Origin of the sequence: Pseudomonas sp. Pseu.R1 (assembly GCF_045764065.1) — a bacterium.
GTDB lineage: Bacteria > Pseudomonadota > Gammaproteobacteria > Pseudomonadales > Pseudomonadaceae > Aquipseudomonas.
The window spans coordinates 6,181,333-6,197,478 of sequence record NZ_JBJGEE020000001.1 but is presented as its reverse complement, the minus strand read 5'-3'; the positions used below and the strand labels follow the sequence as shown (position 1 = coordinate 6,197,478).

The following is a 16,146-nucleotide window of genomic DNA, read 5'->3' as shown; positions in this document are numbered from 1 at the left end:
TTAACCCTGAATGGCTTCGCGCAGCTGGGCTTCGAGCACGGCGGCGTCCAGGTCCTGGCCGATCAGCACCAGACGGCTTTCGCGGGCCTCGTCGGCCTTCCAGGCGCGGTCGAAGTGCTTGTCGAAGCGCGTGCCGACGCCTTGCACCAACAGGCGCATTGGCTTGCCCGGAATCGCCACGAAGCCTTTGACCCGCAAAATGCCGTGCTGCACCACCGCCTGAGTCAGCGCATCGAGCAACAAGGCTTCGTCGGCTTGCGGCAGTGAGATGGAAATCGAATCGAAGGCGTCATGATCGTGATCGTCGTGGTCATCGCCATCGTGATGGTCGTGGTGAGTCTTGCGACCATCGATGTGCACTTCGGACTCTGCACCCAGGCCCAGCAATACGCTCAACGGCAACTGCCCTTTGCTGGCCTCGATGACTTTCACCGCAGGTGGCAGTTCTTCCGCGACCTCGGCACGCACGGCGGCCAGTGCATCGGCGTCCAGCATGTCGGCTTTGTTGAGGATGACCAGGTCGGCGCTGGCCAGTTGGTCGGCGAACAGCTCATGCAATGGCGACTCGTGGTCCAGGTTTGGGTCGAGCTTGCGCTGGGCGTCCACTTGATCCGGGAAAGCTGCGAATGTACCGGCCACGACGGCCGGGCTGTCGACCACCGTGATCACCGCGTCGACGGTGCAGGCGTTGCGGATTTCCGGCCACTGGAAGGCTTGAACCAGCGGCTTTGGCAGGGCCAGACCGGAGGTTTCGATGAGGATGTGATCCAGATCGCCGCGACGGGCGACCAGTTCCTGCATCACCGGGAAGAACTCTTCCTGAACGGTGCAGCACAGGCAACCGTTGGCCAACTCGTACACGCGGCCGGTGGCCTCTTCCTCGGTGCAACCGATGGTGCATTGCTTGAGGATTTCGCCGTCGATGCCCAACTCGCCGAACTCGTTGACGATCACCGCGATGCGACGCCCTTCGGCGTGGTCGAGCATGTGGCGCAGCAGCGTGGTCTTGCCCGAGCCGAGAAAGCCGGTGACGATGGTGACGGGAAGTTTGGCCAGTGATTTCATGGTTGCCCTCAGGCGCAGCGGCGGGCAAACAGGACGAGAACTGCAAGGCCGTCGCAGTCGACAGGCAAGCCGTTCGATTCGCCACCGGATCACCCCGCCCGGTTGTAATGAGAATACGTGGACGTGACGTCCGTTCGAGGCAGGTCTCCTGGCTCACGGTGGCGAATCGGCTGGCGGTTGCCAGTGATCACGCATTCATCGCGCCTTCCCGCTCGCGCAGTGGCTGTGCAATGAACATGACCGTTTACAGTTGCGGGGGCAGCTGTGGCTTGTACCACATTCCCTTCTTAGCGCCGACGCCTTGACAGAGCGGATCGGCGAACCTCAAGTGCGCAAGGCTACGCAGTGGCTTGACGAAGGTCAATGCGCAAGCGGAGCGAACCCGGCGCACCGCTAGTGCAATAACGCTTCAATCCCTTCGACCAGGCATTGCAGACTCACGGGCTTGTGCAGCACCACGGCGTCCGCCTGGCATTCAGCGCGCACCGATTCCAGGTCCGCATGGCCGGTGAGCAGCAAAATGGGCAGACCGGGCCTGATTTCCCGCAACACCCGAGACAACGCCACCCCGCTGAAATCTCCCATCGCGCAATCGCTGACCACGATATCCGGCGCGCGCTGGCGAATGGATTCGATCGCCTCAAAGCCACTGGACACCGACGCCACTGAATAACCTGCGTCGACCAACAGATGGGTCATGACCTCGCGCAAAGAAGCGTCATCGTCGACCAACAGCACGTTCGCACGGCTGGCCGGGATTTCGGTGCTGGCTTGCCCGGACGTCTGCACGATTGACTCATTCACGCCATCGCGAACCCTCAGCAGCAGGGTCACGGTGGTGCCACCGGCCATACCGCAATGGAGGGAAACGGTGCCACCCGCCTGCGCGGCAAAGGCTGACACCTGCGACAACCCCAGCCCGGTGCCCTTCCCCGCCTGTTTGGTTGTGAAGAAAGGTTCGAAGACCTGCCGGGCGATGGCTTCCGGAATGCCTGGCCCGTCATCTTCGACCGTCAATTGCAGGTACAGCCCATCGGCCAACGACTCATGCTCGGTCAGGGCCACCAGCGAAGTCGCCACACGAATGCTGCCCGCACCGCTCATCGCATCTCGCGCGTTGACCAGCAGATTGAGCACTGCGGCCTCCAGTTGCGTGGCATCGCACAAAACCAGCGCCGGCGCAGGCTCCAGTGCGAAGCGAAGGCTGACGTCCGGACTCAGGACACGGCCGAACAGCTCTTCGAGGTTGCGCAGTTGAGCGCTGACATCCAGCAACCTTAACGCCGATGAGTCCTCCCGCGTGAATGCCAGCAGTTGTGCGATCAGCGAAGCGCCCTTGCTCACCGCCTGAAGGCCCACCGAGGCCCAGCGGCGGACATCCGCGGGTTTTTCCGCCTTGCGTTCGACGAATTGCAGGCTGGCACTGATCGCCTGCAGCAGATTGTTGAAATCATGGGCAATGCCGCTGGTGAGCTGACCGATGGACGAAATCCGCTGGCTTTGACGCAGTCCGGCATGGACGTGCTGGTCATCGCCCAGCGCGTCGATAACCTTGCGACTCAAGCTGCGGGTCTGCTCGTCTTTCAAAAGGCTGAACTCACGCAACTGCATCAGCGCCGAGGTTTGCCGGGCCAGGGCTTTCAACGCAGACACCTGCCGAGCGTCCAGTGTGCGGGGCATCCTGTCGATGACGCACACGGTGCCCAACACGAACCCTTGATCCGTCACGATGGGCGCCCCGGCATAGAACCGTATGAACGGCTCGCCCAGCACCAACGGATTGTGGGCGAAGCGTTCATCCTGAGTGGCGTCCTCGACGATCAGCAATTGGTCGGGCTCAAGAATCGCGTGGGCACAGAACGCCTGGTCGCGGTGGGTTTCGCGCACTGGCAGGCCAACGCACGCCTTGAACCACTGGCGCTCTCGGTCGATCAGCGAGACGAGCGCGATGGGCGTGGCGCAAATCGTCGACGCCAGCGCAACGATGTCGTCGAAAGCCTGCTCCGGAAGGCTGTCCAGAATATGCAGACTCTCCAGTGCCTGGATACGTCGGGCTTCGTCAAGCGGTAGCGGCGCGGGGCGATGGGTCATGGGTTCACGCTGATCGGGGAAGTCTGGCGGGCGGCGGTACGGGATATCCGATCAATATTCGAGCAGCGGGTTCCGTACCGGATCGCATCATGCCCATTCGCCGCCAGTGCTGGCAAACCGGAGAAGTTCGGGGTCGATCCGTCGGCCACTCAGTGATTGATTCGACAGGCGCCATCGGTCGCGGAAAAAACAGCGCGCCCCTTTCGATAGAGCGCATCGATGAATTCATCGGAACAAGCGATTGGACGCTCTAGCATCGGATCGGTAGCTTGCTCATCAACTGATTACGTCTTTTTCGACGTTTCTGCGATGCGACCTGAAGTCGCACACCAACACCCTCAAATGGATTGGCGCCGTGCCCGCTGGCACGTTCGCGCATCAAGACCGGACGCTTGACCCCATCATTAATCGTTGCCTGACATGCGACCTCGTGTCGCGTTGTCGGCCATTGCGTGCGAGTTTGAAAACATGTCCATCAATACGCCCCAACAGATCGCCGAGATCACCATCGAAGCCGGGGTCAAGAAATCGCACTTGCCGATCGCCTCGATCCTGGTGCTGGGTTTCCTGGCCGGTGCCTTTATCGCATTGGGTTTTCTGCTGGACATCCACGTCAGCACCATGATTCCAGGTTCGTGGGCCTCGTTCGGCAACCTGCTGGGCGCGGCCGTGTTCCCGATTGGTCTGATCCTGACCATCCTGGCGGGCGGTGAATTGCTCACCGGCAACATGATGAGCCTGCCCACTGCGTTGTTCGCCGGGCGCATCACGCTGGGTGCTGTCGCCCGCAACTGGGCACTGGTGACCTTTGCCAACCTGCTGGGCGCGCTGTTCATCGCCTACTTCTTTGGCCACGTGCTGGGCCTCACCGAAGGCGCCTATCTGGCCAAGACCGTGGCCATCGCCAAAGCCAAGGCCAGCGCCGATTTTGGTCAGGCATTCATCTCCGGCATCGGCTGCAACTGGCTGGTGTGCCTGGCGGTCTGGCTGTCGTTCGCCAGCAAGGACGTGACCGGCAAGATCATCGGCATGTGGTTCCCGATCATGGCGTTCGTGGCCATCGGCTTCCAGCACGTGGTGGCCAACATGTTCGTGATTCCTGCGGCGATATTTGCCGACGCGTTGAGCTGGGGCGACTTCATCGAGAACTTCTGCGCCGTGTTCCTGGGCAACGCGGTGGGGGGTGCAATTTTCGTCGGTCTGGCGTATTACGTGTCTTATTCGAAGGCCGCACAGGCCTCACTGACCGGTGAAAACGCTGCTTCTGCCGAACAACCGGTCAGCCAGAAGATTTAACGATTCAGCGGCGAGCTTCGCCCTTCGTGAAGCACGCCATGAGCCTCTGCCACGCAACACGCTGCCGAGAACACACATGTCGAACCGGGTCCTGATTGACGGGTATTCACGCAAAGTCGATTACGTTCGGATGTCAGTGACTGATCGCTGCGACTTTCGCTGCGTGTACTGCATGGCCGAGGACATGACGTTCCTGCCACGCCAACAGATTCTCTCCCTCGAAGAAATCCAGCAAATCGCCGAGCGTTTCGTGGCGTTGGGCACGAAAAAGATTCGTCTGACCGGTGGCGAGCCGCTGGTGCGCGCCGGGATCGTCGGGTTGTGCAAAAACATCGCCGCCCTGCCCGGTCTGCGCGAACTGTGCATGACCACCAACGGTTCGCAACTGGAAAAACTCGCCGCCCCTTTGTTCGAGGCAGGACTCAAGCGCCTGAACATCAGCCTCGACAGCCTCGACCCCGCCCGTTTCAAGGAGCTGACCCGTACAGGGGATTTGAACAAGGTCATCGCCGGAATCGACGCGGCAAACGCGGCCGGATTCACCCACACCAAACTCAACTGCGTGGTGATGCAGGGCCGCAACGATCACGAGATCAATGACCTGGTGGCCTTCGCCATCGATCGTGGCCTGGACATCACGTTCATCGAAGAAATGCCGTTAGGCATTATCAGTGAACACAGCCGCGCCGAGTCGTTTTTCTCCAGTGAACAGGTGCGCGAGCGCATTGCCGAGCGTTACACCCTGGTCAACTCCGCCGAGTCGACCCAAGGTCCGTCGCGCTACTGGCGGCTGGCGGAAGCACCCGACATTCGCATCGGCTTCATCTCGCCTCACAGCCACAACTTCTGCGCCACCTGCAACCGGGTTCGGGTCACCGTTGAAGGGCGTTTGTTGCTGTGCCTGGGCAACGAGCATTCCGCCGACCTCAAAGCCGTGCTGCGTGCCAACCCCGGCCAACCGGAAAAACTGGAAAACGCCCTCATCGAAGCGATGAAGTTGAAGCCCTACCAGCACAACTTTGAGATCAGCGACGATGTGCAAGTGGTGCGGTTCATGAATATGACGGGTGGGTGAGCCCGCGTCACCTGCCTGCTTCTGATTCTGGGCGTAGCCCGTAGGAGCGTCGCTGCGCTCAGAATCCAAAGTCAACAACTACCCCAACAACTGACTCACCACCGCCCTCAACTTCCCCGGTTTCACCGGTTTGTTCAGCAGCGGCGCATTGAGCGCTTGCAGCGCGCGCCTACAGAGGTCGGTGCGGTCGGCGGTGATCATCACGCAAGGGATCTCGACAGCAAAGTGTTCGCGAAGGTTGGCCACGACGTCGCAGCCCAACACGCCATGGTCGAGGTGGAAGTCGAACAGGATCAACTCCGGCGCGCGTCCTCGCAGTACCTCCAGGCAAGAGACTTCATCAGTGGCGGTCAGCACTTCACACCCCCACTGCCCCAGCAACCCGGCCATGCTGTCGAGAATGCTGATTTCGTTGTCCAGCACCAGCAAGCGACGCCCCGGCAGCGGGTTGCCGATACTCGGCTGGTGCTGCACGACCACATTGACCGGCATCGGTTTTTCTTCGGACAGCGGCACGTCGAAGGCAAACACCGAGCCGCGGCCCGGCTGCGAGCGCACCTGCACGCGCCCGCCCAGAATACGCCCGATGCGCTCGACGATGGCCAGCCCCAGGCCCACCCCTTTTCGATCCGCGGCCCGCCCGACGTCCAACTGGTTGAACTCCAGAAAAATCGATTCCAATCGGTCGGCAGCAATACCGCGCCCCGTGTCCCAGACTTCAATCTGCAACCGCTCCCCACGCCTGCGCGCACCCAGCAGGATGCTGCCACGCTCGGTATAGCGACACGCATTGCTGAGGAAATTGCGCAGTATTCGGGTCAGCAGGCGGAGGTCGGTGCGAATCGCGAACTCACCCATGTGCGCGCGTAACGTGAGGCCTGCGGCGGCGGCCACCGGCTGAAACTCTGAAACCAGCGGCGCCATCACCTCGTCCAGCCGATACAGGTTGATGTCCGGCTGAATCGAGGCGCGGTCGAGCTTGGCGATATCCAGCAGATCGGTCAGCAGGTCTTCCGCGCCCTCAAGTGCCTGATGAGTACGTTCAACCAACACCCGCTCGGCATCCGGCAAGTGGCGCTCGCGCAACGTCGAAATCAGCAAACGCGCGGCATTCAGGGGTTGCAACAAGTCGTGGCTGGCGGCGGCGAGGTATTTGTCCTTGCTGTGGTTGGCGGCCTCTGCGGCGTCACGGGCATCACGCAGGTTGAGATTGGCTTCCAGCAGTTCATCGGTGCGCTCCGCGACTCGCATTTCCAGTTGATCGTTGAGTTCCTGCAACCGCTGTTGCGCCAGCTTGCGTTCCGTGATGTCGGCCACAAAGCCTTCGTACACCCCGTCTTCATCAGGCTTGAGCAACAGGTTCATCAGCACATCGACGTAACTGCCGTCCTTGCGTCGCAGGCGGGTTTCGTAGCCTTGCACGCTGTGTTCGCGCTTGAGCACCTCGGCGATCACGTCCATTTCGGCCTGCCCGCCGACAAACAACGTGCTGGCCAGATCATTGAGGGCCAGCAGTACATCGTGTGGGTCGCCGTAACCGAGCATGCGCGCCAGAGCTGGGTTGGCCGCCCGTACCCCCTCATGCAAGCGGGCCTGAAAAATGCCGTGCACCGCGTGTTCGAACAACCATTTATAGCGATTGCGCTCGTTTTCCAGCTCCGCCAGACGCAGGGTCAATTCCGGGTAGTGGCTCTTGCGCGTCGAGTGGTTGCCCAGCCCGAGCAGGGCCGTGAGCGCACCCTGGCGGGGATCAGAGGGCTTCGCCATACACCACTTCCACGTCACGCTGGCTGGAGGCACGGGGATTGGTCAGGATGCACGGATCGCCCATCGCATGCTGGGACAGAAACGGAATGTCACTGCTACGGACCCCATGCAGGCCCAGGGTTTGGTGGAAACCGATCTGATGCTTGAGCGCGATCAGGTGTTCCACCAACCGCTTGCTGATCGCCGCATGATTCAAGCCGCGGCAATCGATGCCCAGGGTTTCAGCAATCACTTTGAAACGGTCCGGTGCCGAGCTGTAGTTGAAGGCCACTACGTGCTCGACCAACACCGCGTTACACAGGCCGTGGGGCAAGTCGAGAAAACCGCCGAGGCTGTGGGACATGGCATGCACAGCCCCGAGAATTGCGTTGGAGAACGCCAGCCCCGCTTGCATGCTGCCGAGCATGATTTTCTCACGCAGGGCGATGTCGGCCGGATTGGCGATCATCTGCACCAGATTGCCGTTGATCAGGCGCATGGCTTCCAGTGCGTGGGGGTCGGTCAGCGGGCCATGACCGGTGGAGACGAACGCCTCGATGGCGTGAACCAGCGCGTCGATGCCGGTGCAGGCCGACAGGAACGGGTCCATGCTCAGGGTGGTTTCGGGGTCGATCAGCGCGACATCGGGCACCACCGCCTTGCTGACGATGGAAAACTTCATGCGTTCCTGTTGATCGGAAATGATCACGAACTGCGAAACATCCGCCGAGGTGCCTGCGGTGGTCGGGATCAGGATCAGCGGCGGGCTGGGCACACGAATGGTGTCCACGCCTTCGAACTCAAGAATGCTGCGCCCATGGGCCACGGCAATGCCGATGGCCTTGCCACAGTCCATGGGGCTGCCGCCGCCGACGGCCACGATCACGTCACAGCCGTGCTCGCGATAGAGGTCAGCACCGCGCATGACTTCCTCGACGCGAGGGTTGGGCGAGACCGCGCTGTACAGGAAGTAATCGAGACCTTGCTCTTGCAGACTGGCTTCGACATCGGCTACCCAACCGGCCCCGATCACGCCGGGGTCGCTGACCACCATGACTTTACGCGCGCCGAACGTGCGCGCGTAGTTGCCCACGCTGTGACGGCTTCCGGCACCGAAGATAATTTCCGGGGAGACGAATTTTCGCAGCAGGTTGAGGCTCTGGCTCATATCAGGCGCTTGCTTGTTTTTATTTGAATGAGAGCGCCAGCCTAGAGCATCTGCAAGGCAATGCAATACCACTTTGGTGCCCAAAAAGGCCGTACGCCAAATCCGTAGCATCATGGCTTGCCTGCGGCGGCATACGTGATGCCGCTGCTGTTGGCAAACCCTATGACTACAGCGGGCATGCGCGTCTAATTTTCCTGCCAGTTAAAAAACTTTCTAAATTTAGCTAGACGCGTCATTTTCTTTCGCCTATAAAACCTCCTTCGAGAATATTTAATTCCTGATGGGAATTTTTATTCACCCACGAAAACATCGTTCACCCCTGAATTTTTGCGCTGATCACCGCCCTGAACCGAACGGCCGCCACTTCCAGAGGAATTGCCATGCAACACGAAAAGAACCATTTCATTCTCAAGATCAGTTGCCCGGCCACCTCCGGCATCGTCGCAGCGGTCACTTCGTACCTGGCGGGCAACGCCTGCTACATCGGTGAAATGGCGCAGTTCGACGACGAATTCAGCGGCAAATTTTTCATGCGTGCCGTGTTCCGCTTCAACGACGGCCACACCGGCGACATCACCGCTCTGCAAAGCGGCTTCGAAGACGTCGCCAAAGCCTTCGATATGCAATGGGAGCTGCACGACACCCGCGAACCGATGCGCGTGCTGTTGATGGTGAGCAAGTTCGACCACTGCCTCACCGACCTGCTCTACCGCTACCACAAAGGCGAGATGGACATGACCATCACCGCCATCGTGTCCAACCACCTTGACCTGCGCCCCATGGCCGAGCGTGAAGGCATTCGCTTCATCTACCTGCCCGTGACCAAAGAAACCAAAGCCCAGCAGGAAGCGGCGCTGATGAAAGTGGTCGACGAAACCGGCACCGATCTGGTCGTGCTCGCGCGCTACATGCAAATCCTCTCGGACGACCTGTGCAAGCAGCTCTCGGGCCGTGCCATCAACATTCACCACTCCTTCCTCCCCGGTTTCAAAGGCGCCAAGCCCTATCACCAGGCTTACGAACGTGGCGTGAAGCTGATCGGCGCCACCGCCCATTACGTCACCAGCGATCTGGACGAGGGCCCGATCATCGAGCAGGAAGTGCAGCGCGTGGACCATGTCTACCTGCCGGATGATCTGGTCGCCACCGGCCGTGATACCGAAACCGTGGCGCTGTCCAAAGCCGTCAAATACCACCTGGAACATCGGGTCTTCCTCAACAACGACAGAACGGTGATCTTCCGGTGAACAGCTCAAAACTGATCGACGGCAAAGCCGTCGCTGCCCGCGTACTGGCGCAGGTCAAAAACGATGTGCAGGCGCTGAAGCGCGATGGCATCGAACCGGCGCTGGCGGTGATTCTGGTGGGTCAAGACCCGGCCAGTCAGGTGTATGTGCGCAACAAGATCCTGCGCGCCGAAGAGGCCGGGATTCGTTCACTGGAATATCGCTTGAGCGCGGACACCACTCAAGCGCAGTTGCTGAAACTGATTGCCGAGCTGAATGACGACGACAGCGTCAACGGCATCCTTCTGCAACTGCCGCTGCCCGCGCAGATCGAAGAAACCCGCGCCTTGCAGGCCATCGCGCCGGGCAAGGACGTCGATGGTTTTCACAGTGAAAACGTCGGCGGCCTGAGCCAGGGCCGCAACGTGCTGACACCGTGCACCCCCACCGGCTGCATGCAACTGCTTGAAGACACTTGCGGTGATCTGTCCGGCAAGCATGCGGTGGTCATTGGCCGCTCCAACATCGTTGGCAAACCCATGGCCGCGCTGCTGCTCAAGGCCCACTGCTCGGTGACCGTGGTGCATTCGCGCAGTGTCGACGCCCAGGCCTTGTGCCGTCAGGCCGACATCGTGGTCGCCGCCGTCGGTCGGCCACGTATGATCGACGCCCGTTGGCTCAAGCCCGGCGCGGTGGTGATTGACGTCGGTATCAACCGTATTGAAGAAGATGGCCGCAGCCGTCTGGTGGGCGATGTGGACTTCGACAGCGCCCTGCCCCACGTCTCGGCCATCACCCCGGTGCCCGGTGGCGTCGGCCCGATGACCATCGCCTTTCTGATGAAAAACACCCTGATCGCTGCCGTGCAGCAAGCCCACGCACAAGCCCAACCTGCGTCGTCGGAGGCCCCATGCCTTTCAATCTCCTGAAATACGGGCTCAGCGCGGAGTACCCGGTCGAGGTCGACCTGCCAGCGCCCAAAGAACTCAAATCCTCCTATGACGTGGTGATCATTGGCGGCGGTGGCCATGGCCTGGCCACGGCGTATTACCTGTCCAAGTACCACGGCATCACCCATATCGCGGTGTTGGAAAAGGGTTATCTGGGTGGCGGCAACACAGCGCGTAACACCGCCGTGATCCGCTCCAACTACCTGACCAGCGAGGGCGTGCGTTTCTACGCAGAATCGGTGCGGATGTTCGAAGGGCTGTCCAACGAGTTCGACTTCAACATCATGTACTCCCATCGCGGCCAACTGACCCTGGCTCACACCGACGCCACGGTGCGCTCGTTCCGCCAGCGCGCCGAAGTGAACAAGCATTTCGGTGGCCGCACCGAGATGATCGACCGCCAGCAAATTCGCGAACTGGTGCCGACCCTCAACCTCGACCCGGGCCACCTGCCAGTGATCGCAGGCCTCTGGCACATCGACGGCGCCACCGCACGCCACGACGCCGTGGCTTGGGGTTACGCCAAACAGGCCGCCAAGCGCGGCGTGGAAATTCATCAGCTCACCGAAGTGCAGGAACTGGTGATCGAGAACGGCAGCATCACCGCCGTGAAGACCAATCGCGGCACGATCAAATGCGGCTGCGCGGTACAGGCCGTCGCGGGCATGAGTTCGCAATTGATGAAGAAAGCCGGGATTCGCTCGCCGATCCAGACCTTCCCGCTGCAAGCCATGGTCACCCAGCCGTTCAAGCCGTTTCTCGACCCGCTGGTGAGTTCTTCTGCCCTGCACTGCTACGTGCAACAGACCAGTCGCGGCGAAGTCGTGTTCGGCGGCGGCTCCGACCCGTACCCGCTGTTCAACACCCGCTCCACGCTGGACTTGAAAGAAAGCCTGCTGGCCCACGCCATCGAGATGTTCCCGTTCCTGGCGAACGCCAAGCTGATGCGCCAGTGGGCCGGCATCACCGACATGACCCCGGACTACAGCCCGATCATGGGCCTGTCGCCGGTGAAGAATTACTACCTCGACGCAGGCTGGGGCACCTGGGGCTTCAAAGCCACGCCGATCTGCGGCAAGACCATGGCCGAACTGGTCGCCAGCGGCGGCACGGTGCCGGATCTGATCAAACCGTTCGGTCTGGAGCGTTTCTCGACCTTCCAGCAAGTCAACGAAATGGGCGCTACCGCGGCCAGCCACTGAGGAAAGCGGAATATGAAAGTCATGAATTGCCCGCTCAACGGGCCGCGCAACATCAGCGAGTTCACCTACGGCGGCGAGTTCAAGCAGATGCCTGATCCACAGACCTGCACCGACGCCGAATGGGCCGATTACGTGTTCAACAGCGAGGACATTCTGGGCGTGGTCCGCGAATGGTGGATGCACAACCCGTCCAGCTACTGGTTCCTCGCCGAACGCCACACCGGCAGTGACGAAATCCTGCGCACCTTCGACCCCAAAGAGCTGTTCACCGCTCGCGTCGACTTTACCCTCCCTGCCAGGGAGACCGCGCAATGAGCCGCCTCTCTGCTCCCATGGGCCTACTGATCGACCGCAATCAGCCCCTCACCTTCAGCTTCGACGGCAAGCCGTATCAGGGTTTTGCCGGGGACAGCATCGCCAGCGCCCTGCTCGCCAATGGCCGCTTTTTGCTGTCACGCTCGTTCAAGTATCACCGCCCGCGTGGCCCGTTGACCATGGCCGGGCAAGACGCCAACACCCTGGTGCAACTGCCGAGCGAGCCGAATGTGCTGGCCGACACACACCTGCTGGAAAACGGCGTGCAAGTGACCGGGCAAAACTTCAACGGCTCGCTGGACAACGACAAGGACGCCTACCTGGGCAAGTTCTCCAAGTTCATGCCGGTGGGCTTTTACTACCGCTCGTTCTACAAGCCCAAGGGCGCGTGGAAGCTGTGGGAGCCGATCATTCGCAAGAAAGCCGGGCTTGGCGTGCTGGACCTGAAATTCCAGCCCGAATATTACGACAAAGCCTATCTGTTCGCTGATCTGGCCGTGATAGGCGCAGGCCCTGCCGGTTTGCAAGCCGCGTTGACCGCTGCCAATGCGGGCGCGAAAGTGCTGCTGATCGAGCAACAACCGATTCTCGGCGGCTCGCTCACTTATGCGCGCTTCGACATCGAAGGCCAGCGCGCCGAAACCCTGCGTCGTGAACTGGTGGATGCCGTCGAAGGCCACGCCAACATTCAGGTGTTGAAAAAGGCCACCTGCAACGCCTGGTTCACCGACAACTACCTGCCGGTCATTCAAGGCAAGCGCATGTACAAGGTGCGCGCGACGCAATGCCTGATCGCGAGCGGCTCGTTCGACCAGCCGGTGATCTTCCGCAACAACGATTTGCCCGGCGTGATGCTGAGCAGCGCGGCTCAGCGCTTGATGAAGCTGTATGCAGTCAAGCCAGGCCGGCGCGCTGTGGTGTTGACCGGCAATGATGACGGCTATCTGGCTGCACTGGATTTGCATGATCAGGGTGTGGCCGTTGCTGCGGTGGTGGACATGCGCTCAGGCCCGTCAGACCGAGCGCTGTCGCCAGCCTTGGAAAAGCGCGGCATCCCTTGCCACCTCGGCAGCACGGTCTATGAGGCGCTGCACGAAAAAGGCATGCGCCACGTCAGCGGCGTCGACATTCGCAAAATCACCGGGCTGGGCCAGGTCGCCAACAGCGGCCTGATCCTCGATTGCGACCTGCTGTGCATGTCCGGCGGCTACATGCCGGTCTATCAATTGCTCTGTCAGGCAGGCGGCAAGCTGGCCTATGACGATCAACTGGCCGAGTTCACCCTGAGCGGTTTGCCGCAAAATCTTCGTGTAGCAGGCTCGGCCCATGGTTATCACGCGCTGGACAACGTGCTGGCGGACGGCATTCATGCCGCCGCCGAAATCGTCACCGCGCTGGATCTGGAACTGACCGCCAAGCCGCTGCCGATGCGCAGTGAAGCCCAAGTCAATTTCCCGTGGCCGATCTTCCCGCACCCCAAGGGCAAGGACTTCGTCGATTTCGATGAAGACCTGCAAGTGCGCGACATCATCAACGCCACCAAAATCGGCTACCGCGACGTGCAACTGGTCAAGCGCTACTCGACAGTGGGCATGGGACCGTCCCAAGGGCGCCACTCTGCCCTGCCCACCGCCCGGTTGGTGGCTTCGGCCACACAGCGCAGCGTCAGCGAAACCGGCGTGACCACCGCCCGTCCGCCATTCGAGGCCGAGAAGCTGGCCCACGTAGCCGGTCGCGCCTTCGACCCGTACCGCCAGACGCCGATGCACAAACGCCATCTGGACGCAGGCGCGAAAATGATGCCCGCCGGGATCTGGCAGCGCCCGGCCTACTACGGCAAGCCGAGTGAACGCGATAAGTGCATGCAGGCCGAAGCACTGCACGTGCGCAACAAGGTCGGCATCATCGACGTCTCGACCCTGGGTGGTCTGGACGTTCGCGGACCGGACGCCGCCGAACTGCTCAATCGCATGTACACCTTCGCCTTCCTCAAGCAGCCGGTAGGCCGCTCGCGCTATGCGCTGATGACTAACGAGCATGGCGTGGTGATCGACGACGGTGTCTGCGCCCGATTCGCCGAGAACCATTTCTACGTCACCGCCACCACCAGCGGCGTCGACCGCATCTACCAGCAGATGCTCAAGTGGAACGCGCAATGGCGCCTGAACGTCGACATCGCCAACGTCACCGCAGCCATCTCGGCAGTCAACGTGGCCGGTCCGGATTCGCGCAAGGTGCTGGAGAAAGTCTGCAGCGATCTGGACCTGTCCGCCGAGGGCTTCCCCTACCTGGCTGTGCGCCAGGGCACCGTGGCCGGGATCAAGGCGCGGCTGCTGCGAGTCGGTTTCGTCGGTGAGCTGGGCTATGAAATTCACGTCCCGGCGCGCCATGCACTGAACCTGTGGGACGCCTTGATGGAAGCGGGCAAAGCCTTCGACATCCGCCCGTTCGGTGTCGAAACTCAGCGCCTGCTGCGTCTGGAAAAAGGCCATGTGATCATCAGCCAGGACACCGACGGCATGACTCACCCGGCGGAAATCGACATGGGTTGGGCGGTCAGTCGCAGCAAGCCGTTCTTCGTCGGTCGGCGCTCGGTGGATATCCTCGAAGCCCAGCCGCAGAAGCGCAAACTGGTGGGGTTCGTACTGCCCAAAGCCAGCCCACAACCGCTGGAGGGGCACCTCGTGTTGAAGGGCCCGGACATCAGCGGCAATGTGACGTCCTGCGAATACTCACAATCCCTCGACCGCATCATTGGCCTGGCCTACGCCGCCTTCGATCAAAGCACGCCGGGGCAGCAGATTCCGATCCGTGTGGAAGATGGTGTGGTCGTCCAGGCCACCGTGGTGAAACTGCCGTTTTTCGACCCTGAAAACCAGCGCCAGGAGCTCTGACATGTCCAGTCTCAATACCGAACACCCTATCGCCCCGGCGCCGGTTCACGTCAGCTCGATGGCGCAATGCGTGCTGACCGATCTGACTGACCTGCCACGGGTTGGCTTTCGCGGCATGCAGAGCGCGGAGTACCTGCAAGGCCGCGGATTCGTTTTGCCAGACACGCCTAATCGGGCGGTGACGCAAGCCGACGGCAGCCACGTTGCGCGCCTGTCGCAGACTGAATACCTGATCCTCGGCAGCGTGCTGGACAGCGGCGAGCGCATCGCCGATGAAGAGGCGCGGTGGGAGCTGGACCACAGCGCCAACTATCTGCTGCCTCGACAGGACAGCCATGCCTGGCTGCAATTGAGTGGTGTGTGCATCGCTGACGTGATGGCCAAGCTGTGCGGCGTCGATTTGCGGCTCAAAGCGTTTGGGGCGGGTGCAGTGGCCCAGACCTCGGCGGCACGGATCAACGTGATCGTGGTGAATGTGGGCGGCGATTCGCAGCCTGCGTTCCAGATCCTGTTCGACCGTGCATCGTTGGACTACTTCAAAGGTGCAGTGCTGGATGCAATGGCGGAGTTTGGTTAAGCGCGAACGCCGTTGCCGTCGATTGTGATCCTGCTTTTGCTCTTGCTTTTGGGACGCGCCCTCGCAGTCGCCGCAAATCGCGACTTGGGTGCAGGCCGAGTGCAGGCGCCGCGGAGTGGGTCGAGCCGCAGGATGCGGCGAGAGCGCCGGGACAGGGACGTCCGTTTCGGCGCGTGCCCACGGAGCGGGGCCGGAGCGAGGGAACCCGACGAAGGAGGGCCAAACCAGGACCCAGACCTTTTGGTTACTTTTGGGGCGTTTGCCAAAAGTGACCCGCTGTAAGAGCGGAACCGATATCCGCACCGCCACTTAAACGGATATGCCCCCAATTTCGGTGTCGCCAACTACTCAGCTAATCGGTCCGAATTTCCATGGCGGATCCGTTCACGCGGTTGACGCTGATTCACCTTTCCGCCCTTACGGCGGGTCACTTTTTCCAGGAGCCGAAAAAGTAACCAAAAAGGCCCTGCTCCTGGTTGGGTTCCTCCTTCGTCGGAATACCCTTACTCCGGCCTGCACCCAAGTCGCGTTCGGCGGTGTC

12 protein-coding genes, 1 pseudogene and 1 riboswitch are annotated in these 16,146 nt (G+C 61.2%); of the genes and pseudogenes, 8 read left to right on the top strand and 5 right to left on the bottom strand.

Annotation, left to right across the window (positions count from 1 at the left end; all coding sequences use genetic code 11):
* The 3 genes and pseudogenes from cobW to ACI5GA_RS28100 form a co-directional block, all read right to left on the bottom strand.
* A complete protein-coding gene (cobW, locus tag ACI5GA_RS28110) occupies window positions 1-1,065 on the bottom strand; it encodes a cobalamin biosynthesis protein CobW (RefSeq protein ID WP_421425218.1) in 1,065 nt (354 codons plus the stop codon).
* 121 nt (window positions 1,066-1,186) lie between these two features.
* Window positions 1,187-1,407: riboswitch (cobalamin riboswitch) on the bottom strand.
* A 51-nt stretch (window positions 1,408-1,458) separates the two neighbouring features.
* On the bottom strand, window positions 1,459-1,803 hold the full coding sequence (locus tag ACI5GA_RS28105) for a response regulator (RefSeq protein WP_421425555.1): 345 nt from the start codon (window positions 1,801-1,803) through the stop codon (window positions 1,459-1,461).
* 60 nt (window positions 1,804-1,863) lie between these two features.
* A pseudogene (locus ACI5GA_RS28100) lies at window positions 1,864-3,156 on the bottom strand (ATP-binding protein); the annotation flags it as partial.
* 468 nt (window positions 3,157-3,624) lie between these two features.
* Here ACI5GA_RS28100 and ACI5GA_RS28095 point away from each other — a divergent pair.
* Together ACI5GA_RS28095 and moaA are read left to right on the top strand one after the other, a co-directional pair.
* Window positions 3,625-4,452 carry a formate/nitrite transporter family protein gene (locus ACI5GA_RS28095; protein ID WP_421425217.1) on the top strand — a complete coding sequence of 276 codons (828 nt, stop codon included), beginning with the start codon at window positions 3,625-3,627 and terminating at the stop codon, window positions 4,450-4,452.
* Window positions 4,453-4,528: 76 nt separating this feature from the next.
* The gene (moaA, locus tag ACI5GA_RS28090) at window positions 4,529-5,527 is read left to right on the top strand and encodes a GTP 3',8-cyclase MoaA (protein WP_421425216.1); all 999 of its coding nucleotides are present in this window, start codon (window positions 4,529-4,531) and stop codon (window positions 5,525-5,527) included.
* 78 nt (window positions 5,528-5,605) lie between these two features.
* Here moaA and ACI5GA_RS28085 read toward each other — a convergent pair whose 3' ends face one another.
* Both ACI5GA_RS28085 and ercA read right to left on the bottom strand, forming a co-directional pair.
* A complete protein-coding gene (locus ACI5GA_RS28085) occupies window positions 5,606-7,294 on the bottom strand; it encodes a PAS domain-containing hybrid sensor histidine kinase/response regulator (RefSeq protein ID WP_404638315.1) in 1,689 nt (562 codons plus the stop codon).
* Window positions 7,278-8,441 (bottom strand): alcohol dehydrogenase-like regulatory protein ErcA, encoded by a 1,164-nt coding sequence (gene ercA / locus ACI5GA_RS28080; RefSeq protein WP_421425215.1) that lies wholly within the window; start codon window positions 8,439-8,441, stop codon window positions 7,278-7,280. Before ercA ends, ACI5GA_RS28085 begins: the two co-directional genes overlap by 17 nt.
* A 380-nt stretch (window positions 8,442-8,821) precedes the next feature.
* Between ercA and purU the strand changes: the two genes are divergently transcribed.
* The 6 genes from purU to ACI5GA_RS28050 are packed head-to-tail and all read left to right on the top strand — an operon-like array spanning window position 8,822 to window position 15,605.
* Window positions 8,822-9,688, top strand: a complete 867-nt coding sequence (purU, locus tag ACI5GA_RS28075; protein WP_404638319.1) for a formyltetrahydrofolate deformylase — start codon at window positions 8,822-8,824, stop codon at window positions 9,686-9,688.
* Window positions 9,685-10,596, top strand: coding sequence for a bifunctional methylenetetrahydrofolate dehydrogenase/methenyltetrahydrofolate cyclohydrolase FolD (gene folD / locus ACI5GA_RS28070; protein ID WP_421425214.1), 912 nt, complete (start codon window positions 9,685-9,687; stop codon window positions 10,594-10,596). Before purU ends, folD begins: the two co-directional genes overlap by 4 nt.
* On the top strand, window positions 10,578-11,819 hold the full coding sequence (locus tag ACI5GA_RS28065) for an FAD-dependent oxidoreductase (RefSeq protein ID WP_404638323.1): 1,242 nt from the start codon (window positions 10,578-10,580) through the stop codon (window positions 11,817-11,819). Before folD ends, ACI5GA_RS28065 begins: the two co-directional genes overlap by 19 nt.
* 12 nt (window positions 11,820-11,831) lie before the next feature.
* The gene (locus tag ACI5GA_RS28060) at window positions 11,832-12,134 is read left to right on the top strand and encodes a sarcosine oxidase subunit delta (protein WP_421425213.1); all 303 of its coding nucleotides are present in this window, start codon (window positions 11,832-11,834) and stop codon (window positions 12,132-12,134) included.
* The gene (locus ACI5GA_RS28055) at window positions 12,131-15,028 is read left to right on the top strand and encodes a 2Fe-2S iron-sulfur cluster-binding protein (protein WP_421425212.1); all 2,898 of its coding nucleotides are present in this window, start codon (window positions 12,131-12,133) and stop codon (window positions 15,026-15,028) included. Before ACI5GA_RS28060 ends, ACI5GA_RS28055 begins: the two co-directional genes overlap by 4 nt.
* 1 nt (window position 15,029) lies before the next feature.
* A complete protein-coding gene (locus ACI5GA_RS28050; protein WP_421425210.1) occupies window positions 15,030-15,605 on the top strand; it encodes a sarcosine oxidase subunit gamma in 576 nt (191 codons plus the stop codon).
* Window positions 15,606-16,146 lie beyond the last annotated feature (541 nt).

Excerpts from the sequence above, each read along its gene's own strand:
- cobW (WP_421425218.1), bottom strand. The coding sequence starts at position 1,065 with ATGAAATCACTGGCCAAACTTCCCGTCACCATCGTCACCGGCTTTCTC.
- ACI5GA_RS28095 (WP_421425217.1), top strand. The coding sequence starts at position 3,625 with ATGTCCATCAATACGCCCCAACAGATCGCCGAGATCACCATCGAAGCC.
- moaA (WP_421425216.1), top strand. The coding sequence starts at position 4,529 with ATGTCGAACCGGGTCCTGATTGACGGGTATTCACGCAAAGTCGATTAC.
- ACI5GA_RS28085 (WP_404638315.1), bottom strand. The coding sequence starts at position 7,294 with ATGGCGAAGCCCTCTGATCCCCGCCAGGGTGCGCTCACGGCCCTGCTC.
- ercA (WP_421425215.1), bottom strand. The coding sequence starts at position 8,441 with ATGAGCCAGAGCCTCAACCTGCTGCGAAAATTCGTCTCCCCGGAAATT.
- purU (WP_404638319.1), top strand. The coding sequence starts at position 8,822 with ATGCAACACGAAAAGAACCATTTCATTCTCAAGATCAGTTGCCCGGCC.
- ACI5GA_RS28065 (WP_404638323.1), top strand. The coding sequence starts at position 10,578 with ATGCCTTTCAATCTCCTGAAATACGGGCTCAGCGCGGAGTACCCGGTC.
- ACI5GA_RS28060 (WP_421425213.1), top strand. The coding sequence starts at position 11,832 with ATGAAAGTCATGAATTGCCCGCTCAACGGGCCGCGCAACATCAGCGAG.
- ACI5GA_RS28055 (WP_421425212.1), top strand. The coding sequence starts at position 12,131 with ATGAGCCGCCTCTCTGCTCCCATGGGCCTACTGATCGACCGCAATCAG.
- ACI5GA_RS28050 (WP_421425210.1), top strand. The coding sequence starts at position 15,030 with ATGTCCAGTCTCAATACCGAACACCCTATCGCCCCGGCGCCGGTTCAC.